The sequence below is a fragment of the Rhizobium sp. Leaf306 genome (assembly GCF_001423425.1).
Lineage (GTDB): Bacteria > Pseudomonadota > Alphaproteobacteria > Rhizobiales > Rhizobiaceae > Neorhizobium > Neorhizobium soli.
The window spans coordinates 387942-412111 of the sequence record NZ_LMNX01000004.1 but is presented as its reverse complement, the minus strand read 5'-3'; the positions used below and the strand labels follow the sequence as shown (position 1 = coordinate 412111).

The window sequence follows — 24170 nt, the reverse complement described above, 5'->3', positions numbered from 1 at the left end:
ATGACACCTGAAAACACCGATCTCGCCCGCGTTCTCGCCCATATCGACGCCAACAGCGACAGTTTCGTCGAACGGGTGATGGAGTATGTGAAGCACAAGTCGATCAGCGCCTCCAACGAGGGGATCACGGAAGCCGCCGATATCCTCGTCGGCATCCTCAATGGTCTCGGCATGCAGGCCCAGGCGATCACCACCCGCAACCACCCGATGGTGATCGGCCGGATGGAGAACCAGCCCGGCAAGCCGACCGTGTTGCTCTACGGGCATTACGACGTGCAGCCGCCCGAGCCGCTCGACCTCTGGAAGAGCCCGCCCTTCGAGCCTGAAATCCGCGATGGCCGGATCTATGCGCGCGGCATCGGCGACAACAAGGGCCAGCATTTCGCGCAGTTGCTGGCGATCGAATCCTATCTCAAGGTGGTCGGCAAACTGCCCTGCAATGTGATCTTTCTGCTCGAAGGCGAGGAGGAGATCGGCAGTCCCCATATGGCGCAATTCGTCGCCGAGCATGCCGACAAGCTCAATGCCGATCTCGTCGTCACCTCGGATGGCTCGCTGCATGACAGCGGCCGCCCGGTCGTCACGTTTGGCGTGCGCGGCGTCGCCTCGTTCGAGCTGCGCGCAAAGACTGCCAATCGCGATGCCCATTCCGGCAATTTCGGCGGCGTCATGCCGAATGCGATCTGGAAGCTCGTGCATCTGCTCGCAACGATGAAGAACGACCGCGGCGAGATCACCATAGACGGCATCTACGATCCGGTGGTGCCGCCGACCGATCTGGAACTGCAGGCGATGGCGGCCTTGCCGCTCGATATCGAGAAGATCAAGGCCGAGCTTGGCATGACGGCGATCGACGAGCCTGTGGACCGCCCCTATTACGAGCGGCTGATGTTCCAGCCGACGCTCACCATCAACGGCCTGCATGGCGGCTATGGCGGACCGGGACAGAAGACGGTTCTTCCAAGCGAAGCCTATGCCAAATGCGATATCCGCCTCGTCGAGAGCCTGACGCCGGACTACGTGTTCGAAAAGGTCCGGGCGCATGTGGAAAGATACGCGCCAGAAGTGGAGTTCGTGCCGCAAAACTCGATGCTGCCATCGAAAACCCCGATGGACAGCCCATTCGCTTCCGTGATCCGCGAAGCGATCGTCGCAGCCCGCGGCGTCGAACCACTTCTCTACCCAAGCCTCGGCGGCAGCCTCCCAGACTACGTCTTCACAAAAATCCTCGGCAAGCCCGCTTTCGTCGTGCCCTATGCCAATGCCGACCAGGCAAACCACGCCCCCAACGAAAACCTCAAGCTCGACCTCTTCCACGCCGGCATCCGCACCGGTGCTGCGCTGCTGGCGAAGCTGGGTGAGATGAAGGGGTGAATGGTAGGGCAGGGATGGTGGAGTGGGGTGCCGAGGCGCTATAATTTACCATAATAAGGGTCAATCAGAAAATTGACCCTTATTATGGTTCAAAGCTCAGGCTGTCCGGCCCCACTGCAACGCCGCAGTTTACATTGCCGCGCTGGCCGCCTAGGCAGGGTGCCATATCAGGAACGGGCAGGTTACGGATCATGTTGATCAAGCAGAGCGACTATCACCGCATTTACCGGGTCATCAACAGCCTGCTGGTCAACGAAAACGCCAATACCGCCGTTGCCGGCATGTATTTCAGCACGTTCGGCGCGTTCATCCTGCGCCAGCATTACGGGGTCACGGCCACGCCGAAGAGTGGGCTGGCTGCCTATAACCTCGGCGGCACCCGCATTCTCTTCGCAGATCAGCGCGAAGACGGGTATGTCACGGGGGCGGGCGAGAATTTTCATTGCTGGGTGGAGGCCGACGGCTGGGCGATCGATTTCATGGCGCCTGCGTTTTCGCAGAGCGCATCCGAGCTTCGCGTGCCCTCGAAGATGTTCCAGCGGCAGCTGTCGTCCATGGCTTCGAGCATCAACGATCTCGAGCAATCCGGCGATTTCTTCTATCAGTCGGAGCCGGAGGCGAGCGCAAGGCGGTTCGCGGATTGGCACAAGCACGCCATGATCGGGGATCTCGCCTCGGTCGCCGCAAACTGGTTCCGGAAGTCGCCTAAGCAGATGCCGAAGTCACTGTCCATCGCGAGCGAGCCGGGCAATAACGTGCCGTTGCTGGGGAATGCGCTTTCGGGCGCCTGGTGATGTCGGAGGCTTGCGAGCCGGCACAGGCTCGCCCATAGCCGACCAGCCTGCGCGAGCCGCTAAGCGGCGGGATGCTGTCGCACCCCGCCGCCCTTGAATTCAGCCCTTCTTCAGCGCCGCATAGGCCACAGCCATCTTGGCGGCGAGGCGGGCGTTGTTTCTGACCAGCTCGATATTGGCCTTCAGGCTTTCGCCCTTCGACAACTCGTTGATGCGGGCGAGCAGGAACGGGGTCAGTTCCTTGCGGCCGATGCCGCGTTCTTCCGCTTCGCGCACCGCATCGGCAATGGTGCCGTCGATGAAGTCGGGCGTCAGTGCAGCTTCTTCCGGGATCGGGTTCGCGATCAGGAGGCCGGTGCCGGTGCCGAGCTGGTGGTGGTGGTGCATGGCGCGGGCAATCTCTTCTGCCGTATCCAGCCGGTGATCGGCCTTGTAGCCGCTCTGGCGGGTGAAGAAGGCCGGGAAGTCCTCGGTGCCGTAGGCAATGACCGGCACGCGCTGGGTTTCCAGATATTCCAGCGTCTTCGCAATATCGAGGATCGATTTCACGCCGGCGCAAACCACGGCTGTCCTGGTGCGGCCAAGCTCGGTCAGGTCGGCGGAGATGTCGAAAGTCTGCTCGGCGCCGCGATGCACACCGCCGACGCCGCCGGTTGCGAAGATCTCGATGCCGGCAAGTTCCGCCAGAAGCATGGTGGCGGACACCGTCGTGCCCGCCGTCTGGCCGCGCACCATGGCAACCGCGAGATCGCGGCCGGAAGCCTTGACCACGCCCTTGGCCTGGGCGAGCTTTTCCAGCTCATCGTGTTCCAGGCCGACGCGGAGTTCACCGTCGATGACGGCGATAGTTGCCGGCACGGCACCGTTTTCACGCACGACAGCCTCGACAGACAGCGCCGTTTCCAGATTGGCCGGATAGGGCATGCCATGGGTGATGATGGTCGATTCGAGCGCCACGATGGCACCGCCCTTCGCAAGAGCATCTGCAACTTCCGGGCTGAGTTTCGGCTTCAGCAAAGACATGGGATTTCCTTTCTGGAAGCAGTTCCGGCAAAGCCGTGAAGCGGTTTTGCGTCTGGACCTGCGTTGGGATTAAACACTGGAAGCACTCAAGTACTTCAGGACAAACGGTGCATATGGACCTGCAAAAAGGCCTCGGAGAGTTCGGGGTGGACGCTTGCCGCGCTTTCGGTCGTGAGCGTCGCAACCAGTGCGCCGATGCGGGCAGCGGTGTGAATGTCGTCGCCGGCAATCACGCGGTGCAGGGTGCCGGCAATCATCGCGTCGCCAGCGCCGGTCATGTCGATCGCCTTGGCTTCGACTGCTTCGAAACTGGCTGAAGCGTCGATGCCGGCGACCGCAATGCCGGCCGCCCCCATCGTCACCACCGCCTCGCGGGCACCGGCCGCCTGCAGGCCGCGTGCCGCCTTCAGCGCGTCGTCGATCGTCTCGCGGGCCGACAGGCCGAGAATGGCGTTGGCCTCGTCGATATTCATGAACAGAAGGTCGATACCGGCAAGGTCCTTCGGCAGGCGCATGGCCTTGACGGTCGAGACCGCATCGATCGCCAGCCGGAACCGCGCGTCGCGTCGCCGCGTGATCAGCGCTGCCAGCGTCTCGGCGGGCGGGTTACAGTCGGAGAACACGAAGCTTGCCGACGCCAGATGCGGCCAGACGCGGTCGAGATGTTCGGGTCGCAGCAGATCGAATATGCCCATGTCAGCGATACCGAGCGAAAGATCGCCGCGCGGATCGAGGATGGCCGCATATTCGGCGGTCGGTCGCTCGGTGCTGATGATCATCTGGCTGACGTCGATGCCGCGCTCGCGCATATAGGTCATCAGCGTGCGGCCGCCCTCGTCGTCGCCGACGATCGAGATGAAACCGGTTTGCGTGCCGAGACGGGCGAGGTTTTCGGCGACGTTGCGGGCGACGCCACCCATCGAGCGGGTGCTGTCGACCGGGTTCGACGTACCCGGCACGATCTCCTGCTTCGCGTGATATTTCCGGTCGAGAACGGCGCCGCCGAGACAGATCGCGCGTGACGGCTGCGGCATCACATAGCCGCGGCCGAGGACATGCCCCTTCTGCATCAGCTGCACGATATGCGCTGCCACGGTGGAGCGTGCGAGGCCCAGCATCTCGGCAATCTCCTGCTGTCCGGCAAAAGGATTGTCCCTGATAATGCCGAGAACGGCGGCTTCCTGGCTGGTCAGATCGTCCATCGTGGCTTCCCGTGAAGGATCACGGTGTATAAACAACTGTTCCTCTCGTCAACAGTTGTTTTAGATCGCGCTTCACGCCGTCAGCTTCGAACCCGCAGGCCGTCCATCAAAAGCATGATCAGGCGATTGCCGCTGGCGCGCCATTCGGGGGAGTCGGGAATGGAATAGATGCTCGACATGGCGTGCATCAGATCCGCCTGGCCTATATCGCTGCGGATGAGATTTGCCTCGCGGCCGTTTGTTAGGAGCCTGTCGAGTGCCTGCCGGATGGTACCGAACCCCTCCGCAAACAGTGTCGTGTTGGAACTGGCGATGATTTTCAGGCTGTTGGCCATGCCGCGCTTGGTCGCCATATAGCCGACGAAGCGCAGCATCCAGAGCTCCAGTGCCTTGTCGGCCGGATGGTTGGCGGCAAGTTCGTCCGCCGCTGCCGCTAGAGCCGTCAGTTCGCGGCGATAGACGAGTTCCACCAGATGTTCGCGGGTCGGGAAATGCCGATACAGCGTGCCGATGCCGACGCCGGCCTGGCGGGCAATCTCTTCCAGCGAGGTCTCGACGCCCTTTTCCGCAAATGCCTGGGCTGCCACTTCAACCAGCTTGTCGCGGTTGCGGCGAGCGTCCGCGCGAAGTTTCGGAGCCGGGGTCTGTGCATTTTTCGGCGTGGCCAAAGCCCGAAATCCTGTTCCAGTGGTTAGGCTCTCTGGGGTCGTAATCCTGGTTTCCGGCATCCTGAAACGGATGTTTTCGAAATCCAGCCTTGACTGATCTCAGCGAGCGGCTAGTTTAAACGGAGTTGCCTCCGTTTGAGGCGGCGCATATGTCTTTTTAGATCAGAAGGCGGCCGGATGTCATGTCGAAAGATGTCGCTCCGCCTTATCGACCGCGATCGGCGGCGGACGTTTACACGATATCATCGACCCATGCCCTCCCCAGACGGCCGGTCCAGCCTAATTCTTTGAAATTCTCTTCGTGAAGATTGCAGGAGCCTGTCATGACACGAACCATTCACCTCAACCTCGATATCAACGGCAAGGGTTACGACCTCGATGTCGAGCCGCGCGTGACGCTGCTCGATGCGCTGCGCGACCATCTTGTTCTCACCGGCACCAAAAAGGGTTGCGACCAGGGCCAGTGCGGCGCCTGCACCTGCCATGTGGATGGCAGACGGGTACTATCCTGTCTCACCCTGGCGGCCCAGGTCGAAGGCCGTCAGGTAGAAACGATCGAAGGACTGTCCGGGGCCGACGGAACCCTGCATGCGGTTCAGGCTGCCTTCCTGGAGCAGGACGCTTTCCAGTGCGGCTATTGCACGCCGGGCCAGATCATGTCGGCAGTCGCCTGCATTCGTGAGGGCCATGCGGGATCGGATGCGGAAATCCGCGAATATATGTCCGGCAATCTCTGTCGCTGCGGCGCTTATAACAGCATCGTCGCTGCGGTGCGCCAGGCGGCGCAGGCCGTCGTTCCTGCAACGAAGGAGATGGCCGATGCGTGATTTTTCCTATCTTCGCGCCTCGACCCTCGATGAGGCTCGCCAGGCGGTGCTGCAGGCGGGGGCATCCATCCTGGCCGGTGGCACGACCCTGATCGACCTTGCCAAATGCGGCGTTGCTGAACCGGAAACGGTCGTCGATATCTCCCATCTTGAAGGGCTCTCCGGCATCGAGGTCACGCCCCAGTCCGTCACCATCGGCGCGCTTTCGCGCATGTCTGACGTTGCCGATCATTCCGGCATCCAGGCGGAAATGCCGGCTGTTTCGGAATCGCTGCTGCTGGCGGCGTCGGCGCAGCTGCGCAACATGGCGACGATCGGTGGCAACGTGATGCAGCGCACGCGCTGTCCGTATTTCCGCGATCCCGGCACGTTTCCGGCCTGCAACAAGCGCAATCCCGGCTCCGGCTGTTCGGCGCTTGGCGGCATCACCCGCAACCATGCGGTTCTCGGCACCAGCGAGCACTGTCTCGCCTCCAATCCGGGCGATCTGGCTGTGGCGCTTGTCGCCTTCGATGCCGTCGTCGATCTCGGTTCCCGCAGGGTTCCATTCGACGAGTTCTTCCTCCTGCCCGGCGATACCCCGGACCGGGAAACCGTGCTTCAGCCCGGCGAGATGATCATCGGCCTGTCGATCCCGAAAAGCGCTGCCGCGAAAAACTCCACCTACTTGAAGGTTCGCGACCGCCAGTCCTACGAGTTTGCGGCCGCAAGCGCTGCGGTCGGCCTGGAACTGGAGGACGATGGCCGCACGGTCAGGGATATCCGCGTTGGGCTCGGCGGCGTTGCCACCAAGCCGTGGCGGGCGCGCGCCGTCGAACAGGCGCTGATCGGCAAAGTGCTCGACGATGCCACCATCAAAGCGGCGAGCCTGCTTGCCATGGAGGGCGCCGTTGCCCAGAGCGATAACACATACAAGATCGATCTTGTGCCGCGGGTCGTGGCCCGGGCGATCGAGACGGTCTCGACGGACAAATCTGGAGGTCTCGCATGACTATTATGCCCCCCCGCAAACACGGCGATGCCTCCGATGGCATGGTCGGCGGACGTCTGACCCGGTTCGAAGGCAGCCTCAAGCTCACAGGTGCTGCCACCTATGCGCTGGAATACCCGATCGATAACCTCGCCCACGCGGCCCTCGTGCAGAGCACGATTGCCGCAGGCCGCGTCGTCAGCGTCGATGTGACCCGCGCGCTCGCCTCGCCCGGCGTCCTGATGGTGCTGACACCGGAAGACGATCTCGGACTGCGTGTTTCCGCCGACTGGCAGGGCAACCGGCCGGAAGACAAGCCTTATCATCCGCTGCCGCGCGAGGTGCAGTTCAACGGCCAGTCGATTGCAGCCGTGATCGCCGAAAGCCGCGAACAGGCGACGGAGGCCGCAAAACTTGTTGTCGTCACCTATGAGGAAACGTCGCCGGTCATGAGCATCGACGATCCCGCGGCTGGCGAAGGCAAGCTGATGGACAATCTCACCATCGGCTGGGGAGATGCGGAAGCCGCCCTTGCGGCATCGCCGGTCCGGATCGAAAGCGAATACAGCACGCCGCGCGAATACCACTGCGCCATGGAGCCGCACGGGCTGACGGCCAAGTGGGACGGCGACGAGCTGACGATCTGGGAGCCCAGCCAGTGGTCGCATGGCATGGCCCGCATGTATGCCGAATGGTTCGCCATGGACTATGAAAAGGTGCGGATCATCTCGCCCTATATCGGCGGCGGTTTCGGCTCCAAGGGCCAGCCGCTCGCTTATGGCGCGGTGGCGGTTGCGGCGGCGAGAAAGCTTGGCCGACCGGTCCAGCTTGCCGTCACACGGCCGCAGAACTTCACCAGCTATGGCGGTCGTGCGGCAACTCGCCAGACGATTGCGCTCGGCGCTTCCGAAGACGGCGTGCTGCAGGCGATCGTCCACCGCGGCCGGACCGAGACGTCAGTCTATATGGATTACCCGGAACAGACCGGAGCAGCGACGCCCATCCTCTACAAGGTGGAAAACTTCTCCTCCCAGTCGCGCGTCGTGCCCGTCAATACCGTCACACCAGGCGCGCTTAGGGGCCCGGGCAAGAACCCCAGCGCCTACGGCATCGAAAGCGCCATGGAAGAGCTTGCCTACAAGCTCGATATGGATCCGCTGGAACTGCGGCTGAAGAACTATGCCGATCACGACTATCAGTCCGGAAAGCCGTGGTCGACGCGGATGCTGCGCGAAGCCCTGACGCAAGGGGCCGCCGCCTTCGGCTGGGAAAAGCGCAGCCAACAGCCCCGCTCGATGCGGGACGGCAAGACGCTGATCGGCTGGGGCATCGGCTGCGGCACGTTCCCGGTCATCCGGGCACCGTCCGAAGCGATGATCCGCGTGCTTGCGAACGGCCGCGTCGAGGTGGTCAGCGGCTCGATCGATATGGGGCAGGGCACTTATACGATCCTTGCCCAGACGGCCGCCGAAGCGCTCGGCGTTCCGGTCTCGCAGGTCGACGTGCTCTTGGGTGACAGCCGCATGCCGGGTTCGTCGATCGCCGGCGGATCGATGCTGGCGGGATCCATCACCGGTGCCGTGCATAAGGCCGCGATCGCAGCCCGCGACGAGTTGATCGGCCTTGCGCTCAACGAGACCGGTTCGCCGTTCCGCGATACCGGCGCCAACACGCTTTCGCTGGTTGGCGGGCGGATCGAGGCATCACGTGGGGGTGGACCATCGCTCTCGCTGCAGGAGCTGATGCAGGCGCTCGGCCGTGACGAGCTAGAGATCCGCCGCAACACGCTTGCCGAAAACGCGCAGACGCCTGATGATCAGAAGCAGGCCTGGACCACGATGTCGAAAGTGCAGGGGCCGACCTCGGGCGACCTCTCCATGCACAGCTGGGCTGCGCATTTCGTCGAGGTCCGGATCGATGAGGATTTCGGGACGATCCGGGTCTCGCGCATGGTCTCTGCCTTCGATTGCGGCCGCCTCTACAATCCGAAGCTGGTGGAAAGCCAGTGGAAGGGCGGCATCATCATGGGCATCGGCCAGGCATTGCTTGAGGAAGGTGTCGTCGATCCGCGCAACGGCCGCACCATCAACAGCAACATGGCCGACTATCTGGTGCCGACCAATGCCGACATTCCGGATATCGAGGTGATCTCGGTCGGCGTGCCGGATCTTGATGCATCGACGCTGGGCGGCAAAGGGGTTGGCGAAGTCGGCATCGTCGGCGTCGCCCCGGCAATCGCCAACGCCGTCTTCCACGCGACAGGCAAACGCATCCGCGACCTGCCGATCACGCTGGAAAAACTGATGTGATCTTATGGGCTGTCGCCTCTGGCGGCAGCCTTTCTCACACTTTGCGGTATCGGCTGGCTGGAATTCCCGTTTGCAGTGTCACCGCAACCCGAGCGGTCCCCACACCCCGAGCGGTCCCCACACCCTTACGTCGCCAGAACTTGTTTTCGGATCACCAACTACCGCATGGATGTAGGTGTGGTTAGGCTTCGCATGCGGAACTCTGGAAGGAAACGTCGTGCGCGCATACAGCATGACGCGGGCATCTGCCTTGGGATTTCCAGTCGATTTCCGCATGGAAACTGTGGCCATTTTTCCCGCCGCATCTGTCCTGATCAGGACTTCTCCAATTCTTTCGCCAGGACTGCAGCCGACAACGAGAAAGCTCAGTAAGACTAGGGCTATCGGACGCATGAAAATTCCTGGAGCAACGGAAGGGTGATCAACTTTCCGTTGCATATTCTTTCAGGCAAAGCAACGGGATAGGTCGGCGCCGCTCAATCCTCCGAATACCGTTCCTCGGCCCAGGGGTCACCGCGCATGTGGTAGCCGTTCTTTTCCCAGAAGCCGGCATTGTCGATGCCGAGGAAGTCGATCCGCTTCAGCCATTTCGCGCTTTTCCAGAAGTAGAGATGCGGCACGACGAGGCGCACCGGTCCGCCATGCTCTTCCGTCAGCGGCTTGCCCTCCCAGTGGGTCACGATGAGCGCGTCGGGGACGGCGAAATCGGAAAGGAGAACGTTGGTCGTATAGCCGTCATAGGCGGTCAGCATCACCGCGGTCGCCTTGTCGGTCGGCTCCACGGCATCGAGCAGATCGCGGGTGGACACGCCCTTCCAGTCGTTGTCGTAGCGCGACCAGGTCGTCACGCAGTGGATATCGGAGCGCATCTCGGACTGCGGCAAGGCCTGGAAACTCTCCCAGTTGAAGGTCGTCGGCTTGTTGACGAGACCGTAGATGTCGAGCTTCCACTGCGACGGCGCAATGCTGGGCTGCTGGCCGAGATCGAGCACCGGCCAGTTCTTGACCAGATGCTGGCCGGGCGGTAGGCGATCGGTATCTGGCCGCGCATGCCGGCCGGTCAGGAATTTCCCTTCATCAGCCCATTTGCGCTTGGTGCTGGTGAGCTTGGAATCCTGCGGAAGATTGTCGTCCATAAGTGGTTCTCCTTGCCTCGGAGGATAATCTGATAAACAACAAGGGCAATCAATTCCTGATGCCCCCGCCCGAGATTTCGTCGAGACCCCATGCCCGCCTCCCATCCGCGCCTGAATGCCCCCTTCAACCCCTTGATCGAACAACTGTCCCTGCCACCGGTTCCCGCCGTCGCGGCCTGGGGTCGTGCCTATGACAAGGCTCTGGGGCCGTTGATCGACCTGTCGCAGGCGGTGCCCGGCTATCCGGCCCATCCGGACATGCTGCGGCTTCTGGGCGAGACGGCGTCGTCCAAGGCCTATACCGGCTACGGCCCGATCGAGGGCGAGGCGGGTCTGCGCACCGCCTATGCAAGCCACGTCGCGGAAGTCTATGGCGCAGCGCTTGGCGAGGCAAACATCCACATCACCTCCGGCTGCAACCAGGCTTTCGTCTGCGCGGCGATGACGGTTGCGGGTCCCGGCAGCAGCATCCTGATGACCGAGCCGTTCTACTTCAACCACGAAACGACGCTTGCCATGATGGGCATCGGCACCGCCTTCGTGCCCTGTTCTGCCGAAAACGGGTTCCTGCCGGATCTCGTGTCGCTCGAAGCGGCGATGACGGATGGGGTGAAGGCGCTGGCGCTGGTGTCGCCCAACAATCCGACCGGCGCGATCTATCCTGCATCGCTGCTCGAGGCGATCTTCAAGCTATGCCAGGAAAAAGGCATCTGGCTGATCCTCGACGAGACCTATCGTGACTTCCTGCCACAAGCCGGAAGCCGCGCCCATGGGCTGTTTTCGCAGTCCGGATGGGAAGAAACGCTGATCAGCCTCTACAGCTTTTCTAAATCCTTCTGCATCCCCGGCCATCGCCTCGGTGCCATCACCGCCGGCGAGGCGGCGATCGGTCAGATCGCCAAGATCATGGACAATCTGCAGATCTGCGCGCCGCGTGCCGCCCAGGCAGCGGTTGCCGAAGCGCTGCCGCTGCTGACTGCCTGGCGCGAGGAAAATCGTCAGGAAATCGGCCGTCGTGCCGAAGCGCTGAAAGCGGTCATGCGCAGCGTCTCCGGCTGGAAGCTCGATGCGATCGGCGCCTATTTCGCCTTTGTGCGGCATCCCTTCCCGGGCAAGGGCTCGGCCGAGGTGGCCGAACAGCTTGCCAAACGCGCCGGCATCAGCTGCATCCCCGGCGTCTATTTCGGGCAAGGCCAGGATGGCTATCTGCGGTTTGCCTTTGCCAATGCGGATGTCGAAACCATCGGTCTTCTGGAAGAACGTTTACGGAACTTTTCGCTGTCGTAAAGCGGCTGCCGGCTCTATAAGGAACCATGGTTCAGAGAGCAGGCAGCGCCGATCTTCCGCTTCATGGTGGCCGGGTTCCCCGGTGGCTGGGCGACCGCATGACCAAGCTCGGCGCCGTCATCACCGAAGCTATCGTCCTGCATTACGGCCGTGACGAGCTGCTCAGCCGGTTGGCGCATCCGTTCTGGTTCCAGTCCTTCGGGGCGGTGATGGGTATGGACTGGCACTCATCCGGCATCACCACCAGCGTCATCGGCGCGCTCAAACGCGGGCTGACGCCGATGTCCGGCGAACTCGGCATTCATGTCTGCGGCGGTCGCGGCCGCAATTCGCGGCAGACGCCGGACGAGTTGATCGCCATCGGCAACCGCGTCGGCATCGATGGCTTTGCCCTTGCCAAGACCAGCCGGCTCGTCGCCAAGGTCGACAGCGCCGCGGTGCAGGACGGTTTCGATCTCTATCTGCACGGTTTCATCGTTACCGACGATGGCAAGTGGGTCGTCGTCCAGCAGGGCATGAATGGCGACCGGAAGCAGGCGCGGCGCTATCACTGGCAGTCGCAGGGCCTCAAAAGCTTCGTGGATTCGCCGCATGCGGCGATCGAAGGACGCGGTCAGGGCGACATCGTCAACCTCTCCGATCACCGCGCACAGGCGTCGCGGAACGGCCAACTGGATCTGCTCGCATCGCTCGGTCCCGACCGCATTGTCCGCGAAGTGATCGCGATCGATCCGGGCCGGCAGCGCAAGAAGGATCTGGCCCAGCCGATGCTGCCGCATCTGATCATGCCTGATCATCACGACGTCCGCCAGGAAGACGTCAACATGAGGCGCCTGCATGGCACGCTTGCCGCCGCTGCCGATCGTGGGCCGAAGGATTTCGAGGATCTGCTTCTGACGCCCGGCGTCGGCGCCCGCACCGTGTCGGCGCTCGCCATGGTCGCCGAAGTCGTGCACGGCGCACCCTGCCGTTTTTCCGATCCGGCGCGTTTTTCGCTCGCCCATGGCGGCAAGGACCGGCATCCGTTCCCGGTGCCGATCCGGGTCTATGACGAGACGATCAGGGTGATGAAATCGGCCGTCGGCAAGGCAAGGCTTGGCCGCGACGAGGAAATGCAGGCGTTGCGCCGCCTAGACGACCAGGCCCGCCAGCTCGAAAAATACGTGACCGGCCCCGACCTCAAGGAAATCGTCGCCGGCGAATTTTCCCGCTCGCACGAATGGGATGGACGCAGCGTGTTCGGCTGGGAGCCGGAGGCGGAAGACGATAAACGGACTGGGTAAGTGCGCTTGCCGTCGACCGTGGTTGTCCCATATCGACCTCAACACGAAGGCGCTCGTTCCAGAGATGGCCGGGAGACCAGCAATTTGTCGCATGAAACGGAGACGCGAAGCGCCGGGTGGCGATCGTTCGCGGCCGATACGTTAGCCCTCATCCTGTTCTTCACCACGACCGGCATCATCAACGAGCGGTTCGTTGCGGGAATGAGCTGGGAGCAGGTGTTTGACGCGCGCCTTCTCGGCGCCGTGCTGATGGTTCCGTCGGGACGGCCATACGGTCTCTGGCGAGACTGGGTAATGCGCTTTGCCGGCCCCGGACGCGTGTCGCAGATCCTGTTTGATACGCTCGCGCTCGTCAGCTTCCAGGTGCCGCTCTATGCGGCGATCCTCGCCATCAGCGGGGCTGATAGTGCTGAGCTTTTGCGGGGGACGCTGGGTGTGATCGTGATCATGCTGGCATCGGGTCGGCCCTACGGAGCCTTCCTCAACTTCATCAGGCGCCGCTTCGGCCTGTCGCCGGGCGGAACGAAGCCGATGTCTCTCAACACGTAAATGCGCCCGGGAAGAATGCCCGGGCGCATCAGACTGCTGAGGAAGTATTTCCTCACAGCTCTGCAGGTTACTTGGGAAACTGAGCCTGTCGCCAAACTCCCCTCATCCTCGCCCCTGTGGCGGGGATCCAGTCAGCTCAAGTCCTTGAGCTGAAGGAGTCTTTGACCCGACGGACGTCGGGTCGCTGGATCCCCGCCACAAGGGCGAGGATGAGGGAGAGTGGGGTATCGCTCTCCCCAACAAAGCTTCTTCAGAGTTCGTCAGCAGTCTGATGCGCCCGGGAAGAAATCCCCGGGCACATGATTCTATTGGCGCTCGCTGCCTTACGGGATCAGACGGTTTGCGCGCAAATCTTCGAACAGATCGAAGAAGGCATCGTCGGTCGGCTGGTATTCGAGGAAGCCGAGGCGGCGGCTCTTCGACATGTCGGTGACGACTTCGATCGGGCGACCGAGATCGGCATCCGTATGCCACGGCGAGACGAGCCGGTTCATATCCGGTTCGGCCAGATTGTGGCGTTCAGCAATCTCGCGCCAGATCGCGGCATCCTCGGCCATCTGCTTTTCAAGCGGCTGGACCGTCCCGTCGAAGGTGGCGGGTTCCAGCTCGAACCAGGCGGCGATGCGGCTCCACATCCACTTCCAGCGGAAGACATCGCCATTGACGACGTTGAATTCGCCGTTGGCTGCTCCCGGTGTCGTGGAAGCCCACAGGAGATGGCGGGCGAGAAGGTTGGCGCTGGTCATGTCGGTCAGCCCCTCCCACTGCATCTCGACGCCGGGGAAGCGGAACGGACGGCCGGTGTGCTTGCAGATGGCAGCATAGACGGCAAGCGTCGTGCCCATGTTCATGGCATTGCCGACAGCCTTGCCGACGATCGTGTGCGGGCGATGGACGCTCCAGGTAAAGCCGTCGCGGGCGGCTGCCGCAAACACTTCGTCTTCCTGGGCGTAGTAGAAATTATCGACCTCGAGCCGGCCCTGTTCCTCGCGGAACGGCGTCTGCGGCAGGGCGCCCTTGCCGTAGTTCTCGAACGGGCCGAGGTAATGCTTGAGGCCCGTTACCAGCGCCACATGCTTGACGGAACCGGCCGGAGACAGCGCATCGAGGACGTTGCGCACCATCGACGAATTGACGCGAATGTTTTCGGCTTCCGTCGACTGCCGCAGCCAGCTCGAGATGAACACATGCGAGGGATCAAGACCCGCCAGCGCTTTTGTAAGCGAGGCCGGATCGAGAAGATCCGCTGCCACCGGTGTCACGTTGGTCTGCTGCTGCGGTGTGCGCGACAGGCCGAGAACCTGCCAGCCGTCGTCACCCAGAACCTTTGCTGTTGCGCTGCCGACAATGCCGCTTGCGCCCACGATCAATGCTTTTTTCGTCATAATTGCTCCTGTCGTTCTGACGGTGATCTAGTGTCTTGCGGTAGACTGTGCCAGAAGGCACCCGAATGGGACATAGGCACCCTGACGTAACCAGATGGGAAACAGATCATGCAGCCAGGCTCACCAGACAACGAATGGCGCGAAGACTGCGCACCGCGCCGCGTCCTCGACCTTTTCTCCTCGAAATGGACGAGCATGATCCTGCATGTGCTGGATACGCGGCTGGATGGCTGTGCGCGGACCGGCGTTCTCCTGCGCAGCCTGCCCGGCATTTCCAAGAAAATGCTGACCCAGACCCTGCGCGACATGGAAGCCTCGGGTCTTGTCATCAGGCGCGTCTATGGCACGGTGCCCCCGGCAGTCGATTATACGCTGACGCCGCTCGGCAAGCGTTTCGTCGAGCTGATCGATCTGCTCTACGGTTGGGGTCGAGACAATGCCGATGCGCTGGACGCGCTCAAAGCGAAGAAGGGCGAGGGAGCCTAGATCAGGGATTGGGCCTCCCAGTTCGGATGGAACGATGGTGGCCGGACCGTGTTCTCCTTGGGAACAAGGGAGACTTGCTATGTCAGACCAAAAAGACGTCGACCCCGCAGCCGATACGGCTTCCAAGGAAGCGACCCGGTTCGGCAGCAGCCAGCCCAAGGTTTCCGAACAGTCAAGGGATAGCATCCACCCGGCCGCCGATGCGGCTGAGGATGTACAGGCTGACCACAAGGTCGAGAAGAGCTTTGGTACCGGCGAGGATGGGTCAGTGCGCAAGACGGATGCGGCAACCGTCGAACTCAATCGCGCCCGCAAGGCGGCTGGAGCCGAAGGCTCCGGCGTCCCGAGCGATCATGAGGCCGACGCCGGCGACATCGGCGGCTGAGACTTCCACCCGCGGTCGCCGCGGGTGAGAGACTACTGGATATGCGGCGGCGCCTCTTCGCGCGCCGCGATCCGGCTGGCGAGTTCGCCGATGCGGCGGATCGCTCCCTCCAGCACATCATCAGGCACCGTCAGCGATATGCGCAGAAAGCCTGCCGCCTGATCGCCGAAGGACGTGCCGGGCATGACTGCCACCTTTTCCTCGCGCAGCAGTTCCCAGGCAAATTCCTCGCCACCGAGGCCTGTTGCCGTCACGTCGAGCAGGATGAACATCCCACCTTCCGGCATCATCGGCTTGACCAGATTGTTGCCCTTCAGCACAGTTTCGACGATCGCGGCGCGCCTGTGATAATTGGCGCGCATCACGTCGGCTGTCGGGAAGTTTTCAGATAGCGCCATGGCGGTCATGTCGGCAATGAAGGGCTGTACGCCGAACAGCATGATTTCAGAAACCGGCAGCAGACGTTCGCAAAATTCCTCCGGGCCGGCTGCCCAGCCGGATCTGAATCCGGGTGCCGCGTGCGACTTGGAGATGGACGAGACCACGATCGTGCGCTCCGCCAGTTCCGCCATGTCAAAGGGTGAGGCAAAGCTGGTGCCGTCGAAGATCAGCTGTTCATAAACCTCGTCGCAGATGATCCAGAGATCGTGCTTGCGGCAGATCTCGCCGATCCTTGCGATTTCGGAGGCTGACAGAACGGCACCGGTCGGGTTGTGCGGCGTGTTCAGAAGCAGCACGCGTGCTTCCGGCGTCACGGCCCGTTCCAGATCGTCCGGCTGCATGTGGAACTTGTTTTCCGGCCGCAGCGGCACGGGGATCATGTGCGCGCCGGTGGAGGCGATAACGCCCTCATAGGTCGCGTAGAGCGGATCGCCGACCAGCACGCCATCGCCAGCGCCAACCAGGCCGGTCATGACGCAGTAGAGCGCGCTCTGGGTGCCGGGAAAGCAGAGAAAATTCTTTTCCGTCACGCCGGGGCGGCGTTTCGAATATTTCGCAACGAGCGCCTTCAGCGTATCCGGCTCGCCGCGGCCGTTGGAATAGCGGGTGCGACCGGCATACATGGCGCGCGCGGCCTCATCCAGCAGCGCTCGGTCAGGCACCACATCAGGCTCGCCGATCGTCAGCTCGACCACGTCCTCCCCCTCGGCCTTCATGCGCCTTGCGGTCAGATGCAGCGCCCAGCGGCCTGAACCGAGATGGGCGAGACGGTCGGTGATCGTGGCATAGCGCATGGATAGGCCTCATGTTCGAGGATTAGGATGGGCCGCCTCTAGCAAATACGCCGCGCCGGAGCAAATGGCGCGGCATGGGTGCTGGCCGTCAATCGCGGTTTCCCGTCCTGAAACGACCGCCCACATGGCGGGCCGGCAATCGCGGCGCACCGAACAGTTTTTCGCGCAGCGTGCCCTCGCGGTAGCCTGTTTTGTAGACCCCGCGTTCCTGCAGAATGGGGATCACCAGCTCGATCACGTCGTCGAAACATTCCGGTACCACGGTGCGCGACAGGTTGAACCCGTCGACATCGGCCTTTTCCATCCACTCCTGCAGGCGGTCGGCGATCTGCTCGGCTGAACCCACCATCGGCATCTGGCGGCTGCCGAGAATCATCTGGTCGAGCAGCTTGCGCTTCGTCCATTGCGGTCCGGCGCCGCGGGTCATCGCCTCGACATTGGAGACGATGGCATCGCTTTTGCCGGTCTGGATCGGTTCGTCGAGATCGTAGCGCGCAAAATCGATGCCGAGCGATGCGCTGGCATGGACAAGTGCTGCCTCGGAACTGGCATGGCTGCGATAATCCTCGAACTTCTCCTGCGCTTCCTTTTCCGTGCGGCCGGTGATGATCGTTGCACCGACAAAGACTTTCAGATCATCGGCGGTTCGGCCGCCGGCAAGCGCACGGGCGCGAATATCGTCGACGAGGTCGCGCACACTTTCCATCTTCTGGCCGTTGACGAAGACGCATTCGGCATGGGTTGCGGCAAACGCCCGGCCGCGGGTGGAAGAGCCAGCCTGATAGAGAACCGGCGTTCTCTGCGGGGAGGGGGCGGAAAGATGCATCGCGTCCAGCCGGTACTGCCGGCCCTCGTGGCTGATCTTTCGAACCTTGGCCGGGTCGGCGTAGACACCGGCGGCGCGGTCGAACACGACGGCATCGTCGTCCCAACTGCCTTCCAGCAGCTTGTAGATCACGTCCATATATTCGTCGGCGAGATCGTAGCGGTCGTCATGCGCCATCTGCGCATCGAGGCCGATCGCTTTCGCCGCGCTGTCGAGATAGCCCGTCACGATATTCCAGCCGATCCGACCACCGGTCAGGTGATCGAGCGTCGACATGCGACGGGCAAACAGGAAGGGTTGCTCGTAGGTGAGGTTCGCCGTCACACCGAAGGAGAGGTGCTTCGTCACCGCCGCCATGGCCGGCACCAGCAGCATGGGATCATTCACCGGAACCTGGACGGCGCCCCTCAAGGCCGCATCCGGGCTTTCGCCGTAGACGTCGTAGACGCCCACCACGTCGGCCAGGAAAATCCCGTCAAACAGGCCGGCCTCCAGCCGTTTGGCGTAATCCGTCCAGTAGGCGAGTTCGGTGTAACGGTTGGACTGGTCGCGCGGATGCGTCCACAATCCGTGTTGGATATGGCTGACACAGTTCATGTCGAAGGCGTTGAATCGGATTTCGCGCAAAGAGCATTCCCCCGCGTTGCAGATCTGGTGCGTCTCTTATAAGTTCCTATCGTCCACTATAGAAGACGATCGTTCGGAGGCAAGCGGATAAAGCCATGGAAGCAGAAGTTGGAGATGCCATCGCATCGCGGCTCAGAACGGAACGCGAGACACGCAAATGGTCGCTTGCGGAACTCGCCGAACGCTCCGGCGTGTCGAAGGCGATGATCAGCAAGATCGAGCGCAGCGAGGCCAGTCCATCGGCCGCCGTGCTCGGCCGGCTGTCCGGCGCTTTCGGCCTGCCGCTGTCGGTGCTTCTGGCACTGGCGGAAGGCGGGGAGGAGCGGCTCCGCGTGCAGTCCGGTCAGCCGGTCTGGACCGATCCCGAGACCGGCTATACCCGCCGGGCCCTGTCGCCGCCCAATGCGCCGCTGGAACTGATCGAGGTTCTGCTGCCGCCTGCCGTGCGCGTTCCCTATCCGGCCTCCGCCTTCGCCTTCCAGCATCAGCAGATCTGGCTTCTCGCGGGCGCGCTCGATTTCATCGAAGGCACGGTGCTGCATTCTCTGAAGGAGGGCGATTGTCTCATGCTGGGGCCGCCCGCCGACTGCGTCTTCTTCAATCCCGGTAAGGTCCCGGCGCGTTACGTTGTGGCGCTTTCCCGAAGGTAACGGAGCAGAACGGCAGACGTGAAAAAGGCGCTTCCCGAGGGAAGCGCCAGTTGGGGAGATTGTGACTTTGCCGGTCGCGCTGATGGATGCGACCTACAAGTCCGTGAACACGAACCCCTGGCGGTTTGTTCCCGCAGAAAGTGTGAAATCCTTTTCTTGCCCGGAACGATCCGATATCCTGTCGGTTACACCGCATGAACGGATCGAAGCCTGGGAGGAGGATGCGATGCTGGGATTGGGTCATTTCTGGAAACGGGTGCAGGCCCGCAAGGCGGAAACGGCAACGCCTGAGTTTGCCGATCGCAGTGATGCCGGCCGGCAGCTGGCCGAGACACTGCAAATCTCACAATCCTTGTCCTCTGTCGCCGGCGATCCCGTGGTGGTCGCCGTGCCGCGCGGCGGCGTGCCGGTGGCGTTCGAAGTGGCGCAGCGGCTTGGACTGCATCTCGATCTCTTGATCCTGCGCAGGATCGCTGCCCCCGGCCACCCGGAATTGAGCATCGGCGCCGTGGTCGACGCCAAAGAACCAATCGTCCATATCGACGAGGCAAGCGTGCGGCGTTTTCCCCTGCCTCCTGGCTATCTCAACACGGAGCGGCAGCATCAGATCGCCGAGGTCGACCGCCATCACCGGATGTATTTCGGCGAGGATCACGCCGACGAGCACGATCTTGCCGGCCGTCACGTCATTCTGATCGATGAGGGGCTTTCCGATGCCGGGTCGATGGAGGTCAGCATCCACGCGCTCAGGCATCTGGGTGTCGCGATCATTACCCTTGCCGTACCGGTCGCCTCGCAGGACACGCTCGATGCAATCAGGGACAAGGTTGAAGACGTGGTCTGCCTGTCGATCCCGCCATCATTCGGCGATGCCGGTGACCACTACGAGGATTTCCCGGAAACCACCGATCAGGACGTCGTCCGGCTGCTCAAGGAAGCCAGACGGTCGGAGCGGTTGCTCAACTAGATTTCAATCGTCGCCAACAACGGCAAGTGGTCGGATGCCCGCCGCGTCAGCGGTGTCGAGATCACTTCGGCATCGATCACATTGATGCTGTCGGAAACAAAGATGTGGTCGAGCCGAAGCAGCGGAAAGCGGGACGGAAACGTTGCCCGCCAAGGTTTGACAAGCGCCGTCTGCACATCGGTCAGGCGCTTGGCCGCATGCCGGTAGGTCCTCGTGATCGGTGTCGAGTTGAAGTCGCCGATCAGGATGCGCGCCGGGTTTTCCTTCTCGAGGCCGCCGAGCCAGTCCGGGCCCGTCAGCTCCGTCATCTGCGCCATCCGGTCTTTACCGCGGAGTCCGAGATGGGTGTTGAAGACCTGCAGCGGTTTGCCACCGACGTCGATTTCCACCCAGACTGCGCCGCGCTGCTCGCCGATCGAGGAAAGCATGTCGGCCTTGATCACTTTCAGCGGCAGGGATGTCAGAATGGCGTCGCCGTAGCGTTCCTCGGCCACATGCAGCGCCGCGTGAAAATGGTAGTCCATCTCCACCTCGCGGGCGATGATATCGACCTGATCGACGCCACCGGTGCGCGAGCGGCCGACATCCAGTTCCTGCAGGCCGATAATATCAGGCTTCAACTCCGAGATGACGTCGGCGATCCGCGTGGGATCGAGCCGTCGATCGGTCCCGATGCAGCTATGCACGTTGTAGCTCAGGATTTTCAGGCGCCGCCGGGAGGGAGTTTGAGGCGAGGTGTTGGAGGGCTGTTTGGGAAGCGCATCGATCATAGCGCGGGAACACCTTGGACAGTCATTTCGTTCCACCCTGCACAGCATGAATGGAGATGGAATGAAGATCTGGCGGCCCCTCATCAAATGTCTTGTGGTTGCCGCGGTCTGCCTCGCCGCACTCCTCGTCTACCGCAGCCTGCAACGCTACACATGGGACGAAATCGAGGAGTCCGTGCTGTCCATCGCCGGCATTCGGTTGGTGGCCGCGTTCGGCTTCGTCATTCTCTCCTATGCCTGCCTTGGCATGTTCGATGCGCTTGGCGTGCGCTATGCGGGCAAGCCGCTTGCCTACCATAAGACGGCACTCGCGTCCTTCACAAGCCTGTCGATCGGCCACAATGTCGGCATGGCAGCGCTCAGCAGCGGCGCGGTCCGTTACCGGTTCTACTCCCGCTGGGGCCTTCAGCCTCAGGACATTGCCAAGGTCATCGTGTTTTGCGGCGCGACTGTTGGGTTGGGGCTTGCCACACTGGGCGGCATTGCCATGCTGCTCGATGTCAATGGATCGGACGACTTCTTCGGCCTTGGCAGGGGAGAGAGGGCCGCCATCGGTTTCGCCTGTCTGGCCGTGCCGGCTGCCTATCTACTGCTTTGCGCTTTCGTGCGCCGGCCGTTGCCCGTCCGCTCGTGGCGTTTCACGCCGCCGGATCTGTCGCTCGCGATCGGCCAGATCATCGTCGGCACACTGAATTTCCTCTGTGTCGCCTCCGCGATCCGCCAGCTGCTGCTTGCGTTTACCGATGTCGGATTCCTGCAGGTCGCCAGCGCCTACGTGACCGCCAATCTCGGCGCGTTGGTTAGCCACGTGCCTGGCGGTCTCGGCGTGCTGGAAGCGGTCATGCTGAACCTGTTGCCGGGCACATCGGCGATCGGCGCACTGATCGCTTTCCGCGTCCTCTACTTCTTCGTGCCGCTCGCGATCGGCGTACCGGTGCTGATCGCAAGCGAGGCCTATTACCGGCGTCAGGGAAGTGCTTATTCAGGCCGCACGGCGGAAGGAAAGGCGTGAAAACAGCTTCCTGATCCCGGACTTGATCTCCGGGATCGGCCAGAACGGCTGTTTCGGATCGACAATACCGGTGCCGAACAGCGAGGTAATCTCGCCCTTCAGCGTATCCACCTCGAACGGCCGCAGGCAACGTGGGTTGACGTTCAGGATGTCGATCGCCGCCAGCATCGATCCGGTCTGCTGAATGATGCGGGACACGTCTTCCTTGTTGGCGCAGAGATGCTCGGCCAGAAGATCGTCGCGCAGATCAAGGATTGCCTTTTGCGACGCAGCCTCGACGGTCTCGAGCGCGATATCGCATTCCGTATCGAGCCCTTCCGACCGGTTGTTGAGATTGGACGAGCCAACCCGCACGAAGCGGTCGTCGACCACGATCAGCTTGGAATGAACAATGATCTCGCGATCGTTGCCATCGGCATCCGGGGTCGTGGCGTAGTAGATCCGCAGCCGGCCGTAGCGATCCGCGCGCTTTAGGCGGCGGATCAGGCGGGTGCGGTTGTTGCCCATCATCAGCTTTTCGAGGAAGCCGTGGGATTCGCGCGTCACGATGATGACGATTTCCGGGCCCTGCGCCGCCTTGAGCTTGCGGGCAAGTGTGCGCGCCACGCCGAAGGAGGCGAGATACTGCGTCTCGATATAGAGGTGCCGCTCGGCTGCCTTCAGCGCATCATGGGTAAGCTTGATCGCCTCGCGATGACCGCGGCGACCCTTCCATTTCCAGGGTTCGGTCAGCGCAAGTCCGCTGCGGCAATTCGTGAGATTGGGTTCGAGATCCTGCGGCCAGGCGGCTTCGCCCGCAACCGTGACCGGTTCGAGCTCGATCTTCGTCACCTTTTTCCAGCGCCGGCGCGTCACGTCGCCGATCAGCCGGGCGATATCGCCGGTGACGATCGTCTGCATGTCGTGAACGGGACCATAGGTCGTGCCGTCGGGGGAGGTCCGAGCCGGGTTGATGCAGGCATGCCCGCGGTCGTCCCAGCGGCGCGCGGTCAGATCGATGCCGCCGACAAAGGCGGTCCTATCGTCGACCACGACGATTTTCTGGTGATGGCTGGCACGCAGCGGATGCTCGAAATCGAAACGCAATTCGATGCGCGGATGGTCGTTCCAGTCCATCTTGCCGAACATCTTCAGGCTCTTGCCGGAATAGACCGGACCCATGCCCCAGACGAGAATGCGGATTTCCAGTTCCGGCTTTTCCTCGACCATGCGGCGCAGCGTGGCACCAAGCGTCGGGCAATCAGGGTCGCGCGGACGCAGCTTGATACCAGGGTTGAAGTCCCAGCCGAGGATCATCACGGACCGTTCGGCCTGTTTCAACACGTCGTCCAGGCGCTGGTAGTATTCCTCGCCATCGATCAGGAAGCCGACGCGCTCGGCCTCGGCGCTGCGCCAGACGTTGCGGCCGGGTCGAATGATCGCACGGCCGGATGGCTCCGACCGGCGCCAGGACGAAAGTGCGGAAGAGCCTGTCTGGCTCGGCGAAGTTTTTGAAGAAAAATTAGACACGTCCACCTTTTGACCCCCGTCAATTGCGTGGCCCATTAACGCGCTAAGCTGCTAGATGTTCCAGGGACGCTGGAACATCGCGGACGTTGACGGGTTTACAGTCGTTGCGTACCAAATCGACCCGGGGGAAGACGTAACGAGGAGGACGTGAACATGACGCATGCGCGGGACAATTTCATTACTTGGCTACGCAATGCCCATGCAATGGAGGAACAGGCAGTCACGCTTCTGACAGCGCAGGCACGCCGGATCGAAAGCTACCCGGATCTCAAGGACCGCGTTCTGGAGCATCTCGAGGAAACCCGCGGCCACGTCGCGGCACTGACCGAGATGCTGGAAAAGTTCGCCGTGACGACGCCGACCTTCAAGGACATGACCGCCAAGCTTGCCGCAACGGCCCAAGGTGTCGGCGGATTGCTGGTCAGCGACGAGGTCATCAAGACGATGACGACTGCCTTCGCATTCGAGCACACGGAAATCGCGACCTACAAGGTGCTGATAGCCGCTGCCGACGAACTGGACGAACCGGAAGCCGTCGCCGTCTTCGAACACATCCTGTCCGAGGAAGAAGACATGGCGGAATGGCTGAACGACAATATCGACAGCATCACGCGGATATTCCTGATGCGCGACGAGCGGGATCTCCAGGCGAAGCGGTAGTAGACGCCTCTGCTTCAGTCCTGACTTTTCAGAAGACCTGACAAGTCCAGCCGATGCTGCAGGGCGCCTTCGTCGCAGGCGCCGTGCTGGTAGAGATCGATGATCTCGGCCGCGAGGTTCTTTGCCGCCGTGCTTTCGCCAGACAAGCCGCGTTCGGCGCAGGCGGCATCGAAGACGTGCTGCAGGAAATCCAGTTCCCGCGGTTCCATTGCCGCATTGAATGCAGGTGTATTCAT

At 62.2% G+C, this 24170-nt stretch carries 24 protein-coding genes; 14 read left to right on the top strand and 10 right to left on the bottom strand.

The annotated features are described in order from the left end of the window. Together ASG19_RS20065 and ASG19_RS20060 are read left to right on the top strand one after the other, a co-directional pair. Entirely contained in the window at nucleotides 1–1374 is a 1374-nt protein-coding gene (locus ASG19_RS20065) for a M20/M25/M40 family metallo-hydrolase (protein WP_062461559.1), read from the top strand. Nucleotides 1375–1565: 191 nt separating this feature from the next. Continuing rightward, entirely contained in the window at nucleotides 1566–2168 is a 603-nt protein-coding gene (locus tag ASG19_RS20060; protein WP_062461556.1) for a DUF2026 family protein, read from the top strand. Nucleotides 2169–2267: 99 nt separating this feature from the next. Here the strand turns inward: ASG19_RS20060 and ASG19_RS20055 are convergent, their stop codons facing one another. The 3 genes from ASG19_RS20055 to ASG19_RS20045 all read right to left on the bottom strand — a co-directional run bounded on the left by ASG19_RS20055 (nucleotide 2268) and on the right by ASG19_RS20045 (nucleotide 5061). Next, entirely contained in the window at nucleotides 2268–3191 is a 924-nt protein-coding gene (locus ASG19_RS20055) for a pseudouridine-5'-phosphate glycosidase (protein ID WP_062461553.1), read from the bottom strand. 95 nt (nucleotides 3192–3286) lie between these two features. Beyond that, nucleotides 3287–4393 (bottom strand): carbohydrate kinase, encoded by a 1107-nt coding sequence (locus ASG19_RS20050; RefSeq protein ID WP_062461550.1) that lies wholly within the window; start codon nucleotides 4391–4393, stop codon nucleotides 3287–3289. Between the two features lie 80 nt (nucleotides 4394–4473). Then, a complete protein-coding gene (locus ASG19_RS20045) occupies nucleotides 4474–5061 on the bottom strand; it encodes a TetR/AcrR family transcriptional regulator (protein ID WP_244476237.1) in 588 nt (195 codons plus the stop codon). A gap of 323 nt (nucleotides 5062–5384) precedes the next feature. On the opposite strand from ASG19_RS20045, the gene ASG19_RS20040 reads away from it, so the two are divergent. The 3 genes from ASG19_RS20040 to ASG19_RS20030 are packed head-to-tail and all read left to right on the top strand — an operon-like array spanning nucleotide 5385 to nucleotide 9167. Beyond that, on the top strand, nucleotides 5385–5888 hold the full coding sequence (locus ASG19_RS20040) for a (2Fe-2S)-binding protein (protein ID WP_062461544.1): 504 nt from the start codon (nucleotides 5385–5387) through the stop codon (nucleotides 5886–5888). Then, nucleotides 5881–6879, top strand: a complete 999-nt coding sequence (locus ASG19_RS20035) for a xanthine dehydrogenase family protein subunit M (RefSeq protein WP_062461542.1) — start codon at nucleotides 5881–5883, stop codon at nucleotides 6877–6879. Before ASG19_RS20040 ends, ASG19_RS20035 begins: the two co-directional genes overlap by 8 nt. Then, a complete protein-coding gene (locus tag ASG19_RS20030) occupies nucleotides 6876–9167 on the top strand; it encodes a xanthine dehydrogenase family protein molybdopterin-binding subunit (protein ID WP_062461540.1) in 2292 nt (763 codons plus the stop codon). Before ASG19_RS20035 ends, ASG19_RS20030 begins: the two co-directional genes overlap by 4 nt. Before the next feature lie 476 nt (nucleotides 9168–9643). On the opposite strand, the gene ASG19_RS20025 is transcribed toward ASG19_RS20030, so the two are convergent. Beyond that, nucleotides 9644–10303 (bottom strand): sulfite oxidase-like oxidoreductase, encoded by a 660-nt coding sequence (locus tag ASG19_RS20025; RefSeq protein ID WP_062461537.1) that lies wholly within the window; start codon nucleotides 10301–10303, stop codon nucleotides 9644–9646. A gap of 90 nt (nucleotides 10304–10393) precedes the next feature. Between ASG19_RS20025 and ASG19_RS20020 the strand changes: the two genes are divergently transcribed. The 3 genes from ASG19_RS20020 to alaE all read left to right on the top strand — a co-directional run bounded on the left by ASG19_RS20020 (nucleotide 10394) and on the right by alaE (nucleotide 13422). Then, nucleotides 10394–11590, top strand: a complete 1197-nt coding sequence (locus ASG19_RS20020) for an aminotransferase (RefSeq protein ID WP_062461534.1) — start codon at nucleotides 10394–10396, stop codon at nucleotides 11588–11590. 26 nt (nucleotides 11591–11616) lie between these two features. Then, nucleotides 11617–12873, top strand: a complete 1257-nt coding sequence (locus tag ASG19_RS20015) for a DUF763 domain-containing protein (RefSeq protein ID WP_062461532.1) — start codon at nucleotides 11617–11619, stop codon at nucleotides 12871–12873. Nucleotides 12874–12957: 84 nt separating this feature from the next. Next, nucleotides 12958–13422 carry an L-alanine exporter AlaE gene (gene alaE, locus ASG19_RS20010; RefSeq protein ID WP_062461529.1) on the top strand — a complete coding sequence of 155 codons (465 nt, stop codon included), beginning with the start codon at nucleotides 12958–12960 and terminating at the stop codon, nucleotides 13420–13422. 323 nt (nucleotides 13423–13745) lie between these two features. Here alaE and ASG19_RS20005 read toward each other — a convergent pair whose 3' ends face one another. Beyond that, nucleotides 13746–14807: an SDR family oxidoreductase gene (locus ASG19_RS20005; RefSeq protein ID WP_062461526.1), complete on the bottom strand. Its 1062-nt coding sequence runs from the start codon at nucleotides 14805–14807 to the stop codon at nucleotides 13746–13748. Between the two features lie 108 nt (nucleotides 14808–14915). Here ASG19_RS20005 and ASG19_RS20000 point away from each other — a divergent pair, with 108 nt between their 5' ends. Together ASG19_RS20000 and ASG19_RS19995 are read left to right on the top strand one after the other, a co-directional pair. Then, nucleotides 14916–15293: a helix-turn-helix domain-containing protein gene (locus ASG19_RS20000; RefSeq protein ID WP_062461524.1), complete on the top strand. Its 378-nt coding sequence runs from the start codon at nucleotides 14916–14918 to the stop codon at nucleotides 15291–15293. A 79-nt stretch (nucleotides 15294–15372) separates the two neighbouring features. Continuing rightward, a complete protein-coding gene (locus tag ASG19_RS19995) occupies nucleotides 15373–15678 on the top strand; it encodes a hypothetical protein (protein WP_062461521.1) in 306 nt (101 codons plus the stop codon). Between the two features lie 32 nt (nucleotides 15679–15710). Here ASG19_RS19995 and ASG19_RS19990 read toward each other — a convergent pair whose 3' ends face one another. Together ASG19_RS19990 and ASG19_RS19985 are read right to left on the bottom strand one after the other, a co-directional pair. Next, the gene (locus ASG19_RS19990; RefSeq protein WP_062461519.1) at nucleotides 15711–16913 is read right to left on the bottom strand and encodes a pyridoxal phosphate-dependent aminotransferase; all 1203 of its coding nucleotides are present in this window, start codon (nucleotides 16911–16913) and stop codon (nucleotides 15711–15713) included. Nucleotides 16914–17001: 88 nt separating this feature from the next. Further along, entirely contained in the window at nucleotides 17002–18366 is a 1365-nt protein-coding gene (locus tag ASG19_RS19985) for an LLM class flavin-dependent oxidoreductase (RefSeq protein ID WP_200933929.1), read from the bottom strand. Nucleotides 18367–18461: 95 nt separating this feature from the next. On the opposite strand from ASG19_RS19985, the gene ASG19_RS19980 reads away from it, so the two are divergent. Together ASG19_RS19980 and ASG19_RS19975 are read left to right on the top strand one after the other, a co-directional pair. Beyond that, nucleotides 18462–19016, top strand: a complete 555-nt coding sequence (locus ASG19_RS19980) for an XRE family transcriptional regulator (protein ID WP_062461516.1) — start codon at nucleotides 18462–18464, stop codon at nucleotides 19014–19016. A 61-nt stretch (nucleotides 19017–19077) separates the two neighbouring features. Then, on the top strand, nucleotides 19078–19983 hold the full coding sequence (locus ASG19_RS19975) for a phosphoribosyltransferase family protein (RefSeq protein WP_244476236.1): 906 nt from the start codon (nucleotides 19078–19080) through the stop codon (nucleotides 19981–19983). Here ASG19_RS19975 and ASG19_RS19970 read toward each other — a convergent pair. Beyond that, nucleotides 19980–20753 (bottom strand): endonuclease/exonuclease/phosphatase family protein, encoded by a 774-nt coding sequence (locus tag ASG19_RS19970; RefSeq protein ID WP_062461513.1) that lies wholly within the window; start codon nucleotides 20751–20753, stop codon nucleotides 19980–19982. The genes ASG19_RS19975 and ASG19_RS19970 overlap by 4 nt on opposite strands. Before the next feature lie 61 nt (nucleotides 20754–20814). On the opposite strand from ASG19_RS19970, the gene ASG19_RS19965 reads away from it, so the two are divergent. Then, entirely contained in the window at nucleotides 20815–21765 is a 951-nt protein-coding gene (locus tag ASG19_RS19965) for a lysylphosphatidylglycerol synthase domain-containing protein (protein ID WP_062461510.1), read from the top strand. Here the strand turns inward: ASG19_RS19965 and ASG19_RS19960 are convergent. Further along, nucleotides 21736–23274 carry a phospholipase D-like domain-containing protein gene (locus ASG19_RS19960; protein ID WP_062461975.1) on the bottom strand — a complete coding sequence of 513 codons (1539 nt, stop codon included), beginning with the start codon at nucleotides 23272–23274 and terminating at the stop codon, nucleotides 21736–21738. The genes ASG19_RS19965 and ASG19_RS19960 overlap by 30 nt on opposite strands. A 153-nt stretch (nucleotides 23275–23427) precedes the next feature. On the opposite strand from ASG19_RS19960, the gene ASG19_RS19955 reads away from it, so the two are divergent. Next, on the top strand, nucleotides 23428–23934 hold the full coding sequence (locus tag ASG19_RS19955) for a ferritin-like domain-containing protein (RefSeq protein WP_062461507.1): 507 nt from the start codon (nucleotides 23428–23430) through the stop codon (nucleotides 23932–23934). 14 nt (nucleotides 23935–23948) lie between these two features. On the opposite strand, the gene ASG19_RS19950 is transcribed toward ASG19_RS19955, so the two are convergent. Further along, the gene (locus ASG19_RS19950) at nucleotides 23949–24170 is read right to left on the bottom strand and encodes a hypothetical protein (protein WP_062461504.1); all 222 of its coding nucleotides are present in this window, start codon (nucleotides 24168–24170) and stop codon (nucleotides 23949–23951) included.

Coding starts and splice junctions, on each gene's coding strand:
- ASG19_RS20065 (WP_062461559.1), top strand. CDS start 1: ATGACACCTGAAAACACCGATCTCGCCCGCGTTCTCGCCCATATCGAC.
- ASG19_RS20060 (WP_062461556.1), top strand. CDS start 1,566: ATGTTGATCAAGCAGAGCGACTATCACCGCATTTACCGGGTCATCAAC.
- ASG19_RS20055 (WP_062461553.1), bottom strand. CDS start 3,191: ATGTCTTTGCTGAAGCCGAAACTCAGCCCGGAAGTTGCAGATGCTCTT.
- ASG19_RS20050 (WP_062461550.1), bottom strand. CDS start 4,393: ATGGACGATCTGACCAGCCAGGAAGCCGCCGTTCTCGGCATTATCAGG.
- ASG19_RS20040 (WP_062461544.1), top strand. CDS start 5,385: ATGACACGAACCATTCACCTCAACCTCGATATCAACGGCAAGGGTTAC.
- ASG19_RS20035 (WP_062461542.1), top strand. CDS start 5,881: ATGCGTGATTTTTCCTATCTTCGCGCCTCGACCCTCGATGAGGCTCGC.
- ASG19_RS20030 (WP_062461540.1), top strand. CDS start 6,876: ATGACTATTATGCCCCCCCGCAAACACGGCGATGCCTCCGATGGCATG.
- ASG19_RS20025 (WP_062461537.1), bottom strand. CDS start 10,303: ATGGACGACAATCTTCCGCAGGATTCCAAGCTCACCAGCACCAAGCGC.
- ASG19_RS20020 (WP_062461534.1), top strand. CDS start 10,394: ATGCCCGCCTCCCATCCGCGCCTGAATGCCCCCTTCAACCCCTTGATC.
- ASG19_RS20015 (WP_062461532.1), top strand. CDS start 11,617: ATGGTTCAGAGAGCAGGCAGCGCCGATCTTCCGCTTCATGGTGGCCGG.
- ASG19_RS20005 (WP_062461526.1), bottom strand. CDS start 14,807: ATGACGAAAAAAGCATTGATCGTGGGCGCAAGCGGCATTGTCGGCAGC.
- ASG19_RS20000 (WP_062461524.1), top strand. CDS start 14,916: ATGCAGCCAGGCTCACCAGACAACGAATGGCGCGAAGACTGCGCACCG.
- ASG19_RS19995 (WP_062461521.1), top strand. CDS start 15,373: ATGTCAGACCAAAAAGACGTCGACCCCGCAGCCGATACGGCTTCCAAG.
- ASG19_RS19990 (WP_062461519.1), bottom strand. CDS start 16,913: ATGCGCTATGCCACGATCACCGACCGTCTCGCCCATCTCGGTTCAGGC.
- ASG19_RS19980 (WP_062461516.1), top strand. CDS start 18,462: ATGGAAGCAGAAGTTGGAGATGCCATCGCATCGCGGCTCAGAACGGAA.
- ASG19_RS19970 (WP_062461513.1), bottom strand. CDS start 20,753: ATGATCGATGCGCTTCCCAAACAGCCCTCCAACACCTCGCCTCAAACT.
- ASG19_RS19965 (WP_062461510.1), top strand. CDS start 20,815: ATGAAGATCTGGCGGCCCCTCATCAAATGTCTTGTGGTTGCCGCGGTC.
- ASG19_RS19955 (WP_062461507.1), top strand. CDS start 23,428: ATGACGCATGCGCGGGACAATTTCATTACTTGGCTACGCAATGCCCAT.
- ASG19_RS19950 (WP_062461504.1), bottom strand. CDS start 24,170: ATGAATACACCTGCATTCAATGCGGCAATGGAACCGCGGGAACTGGAT.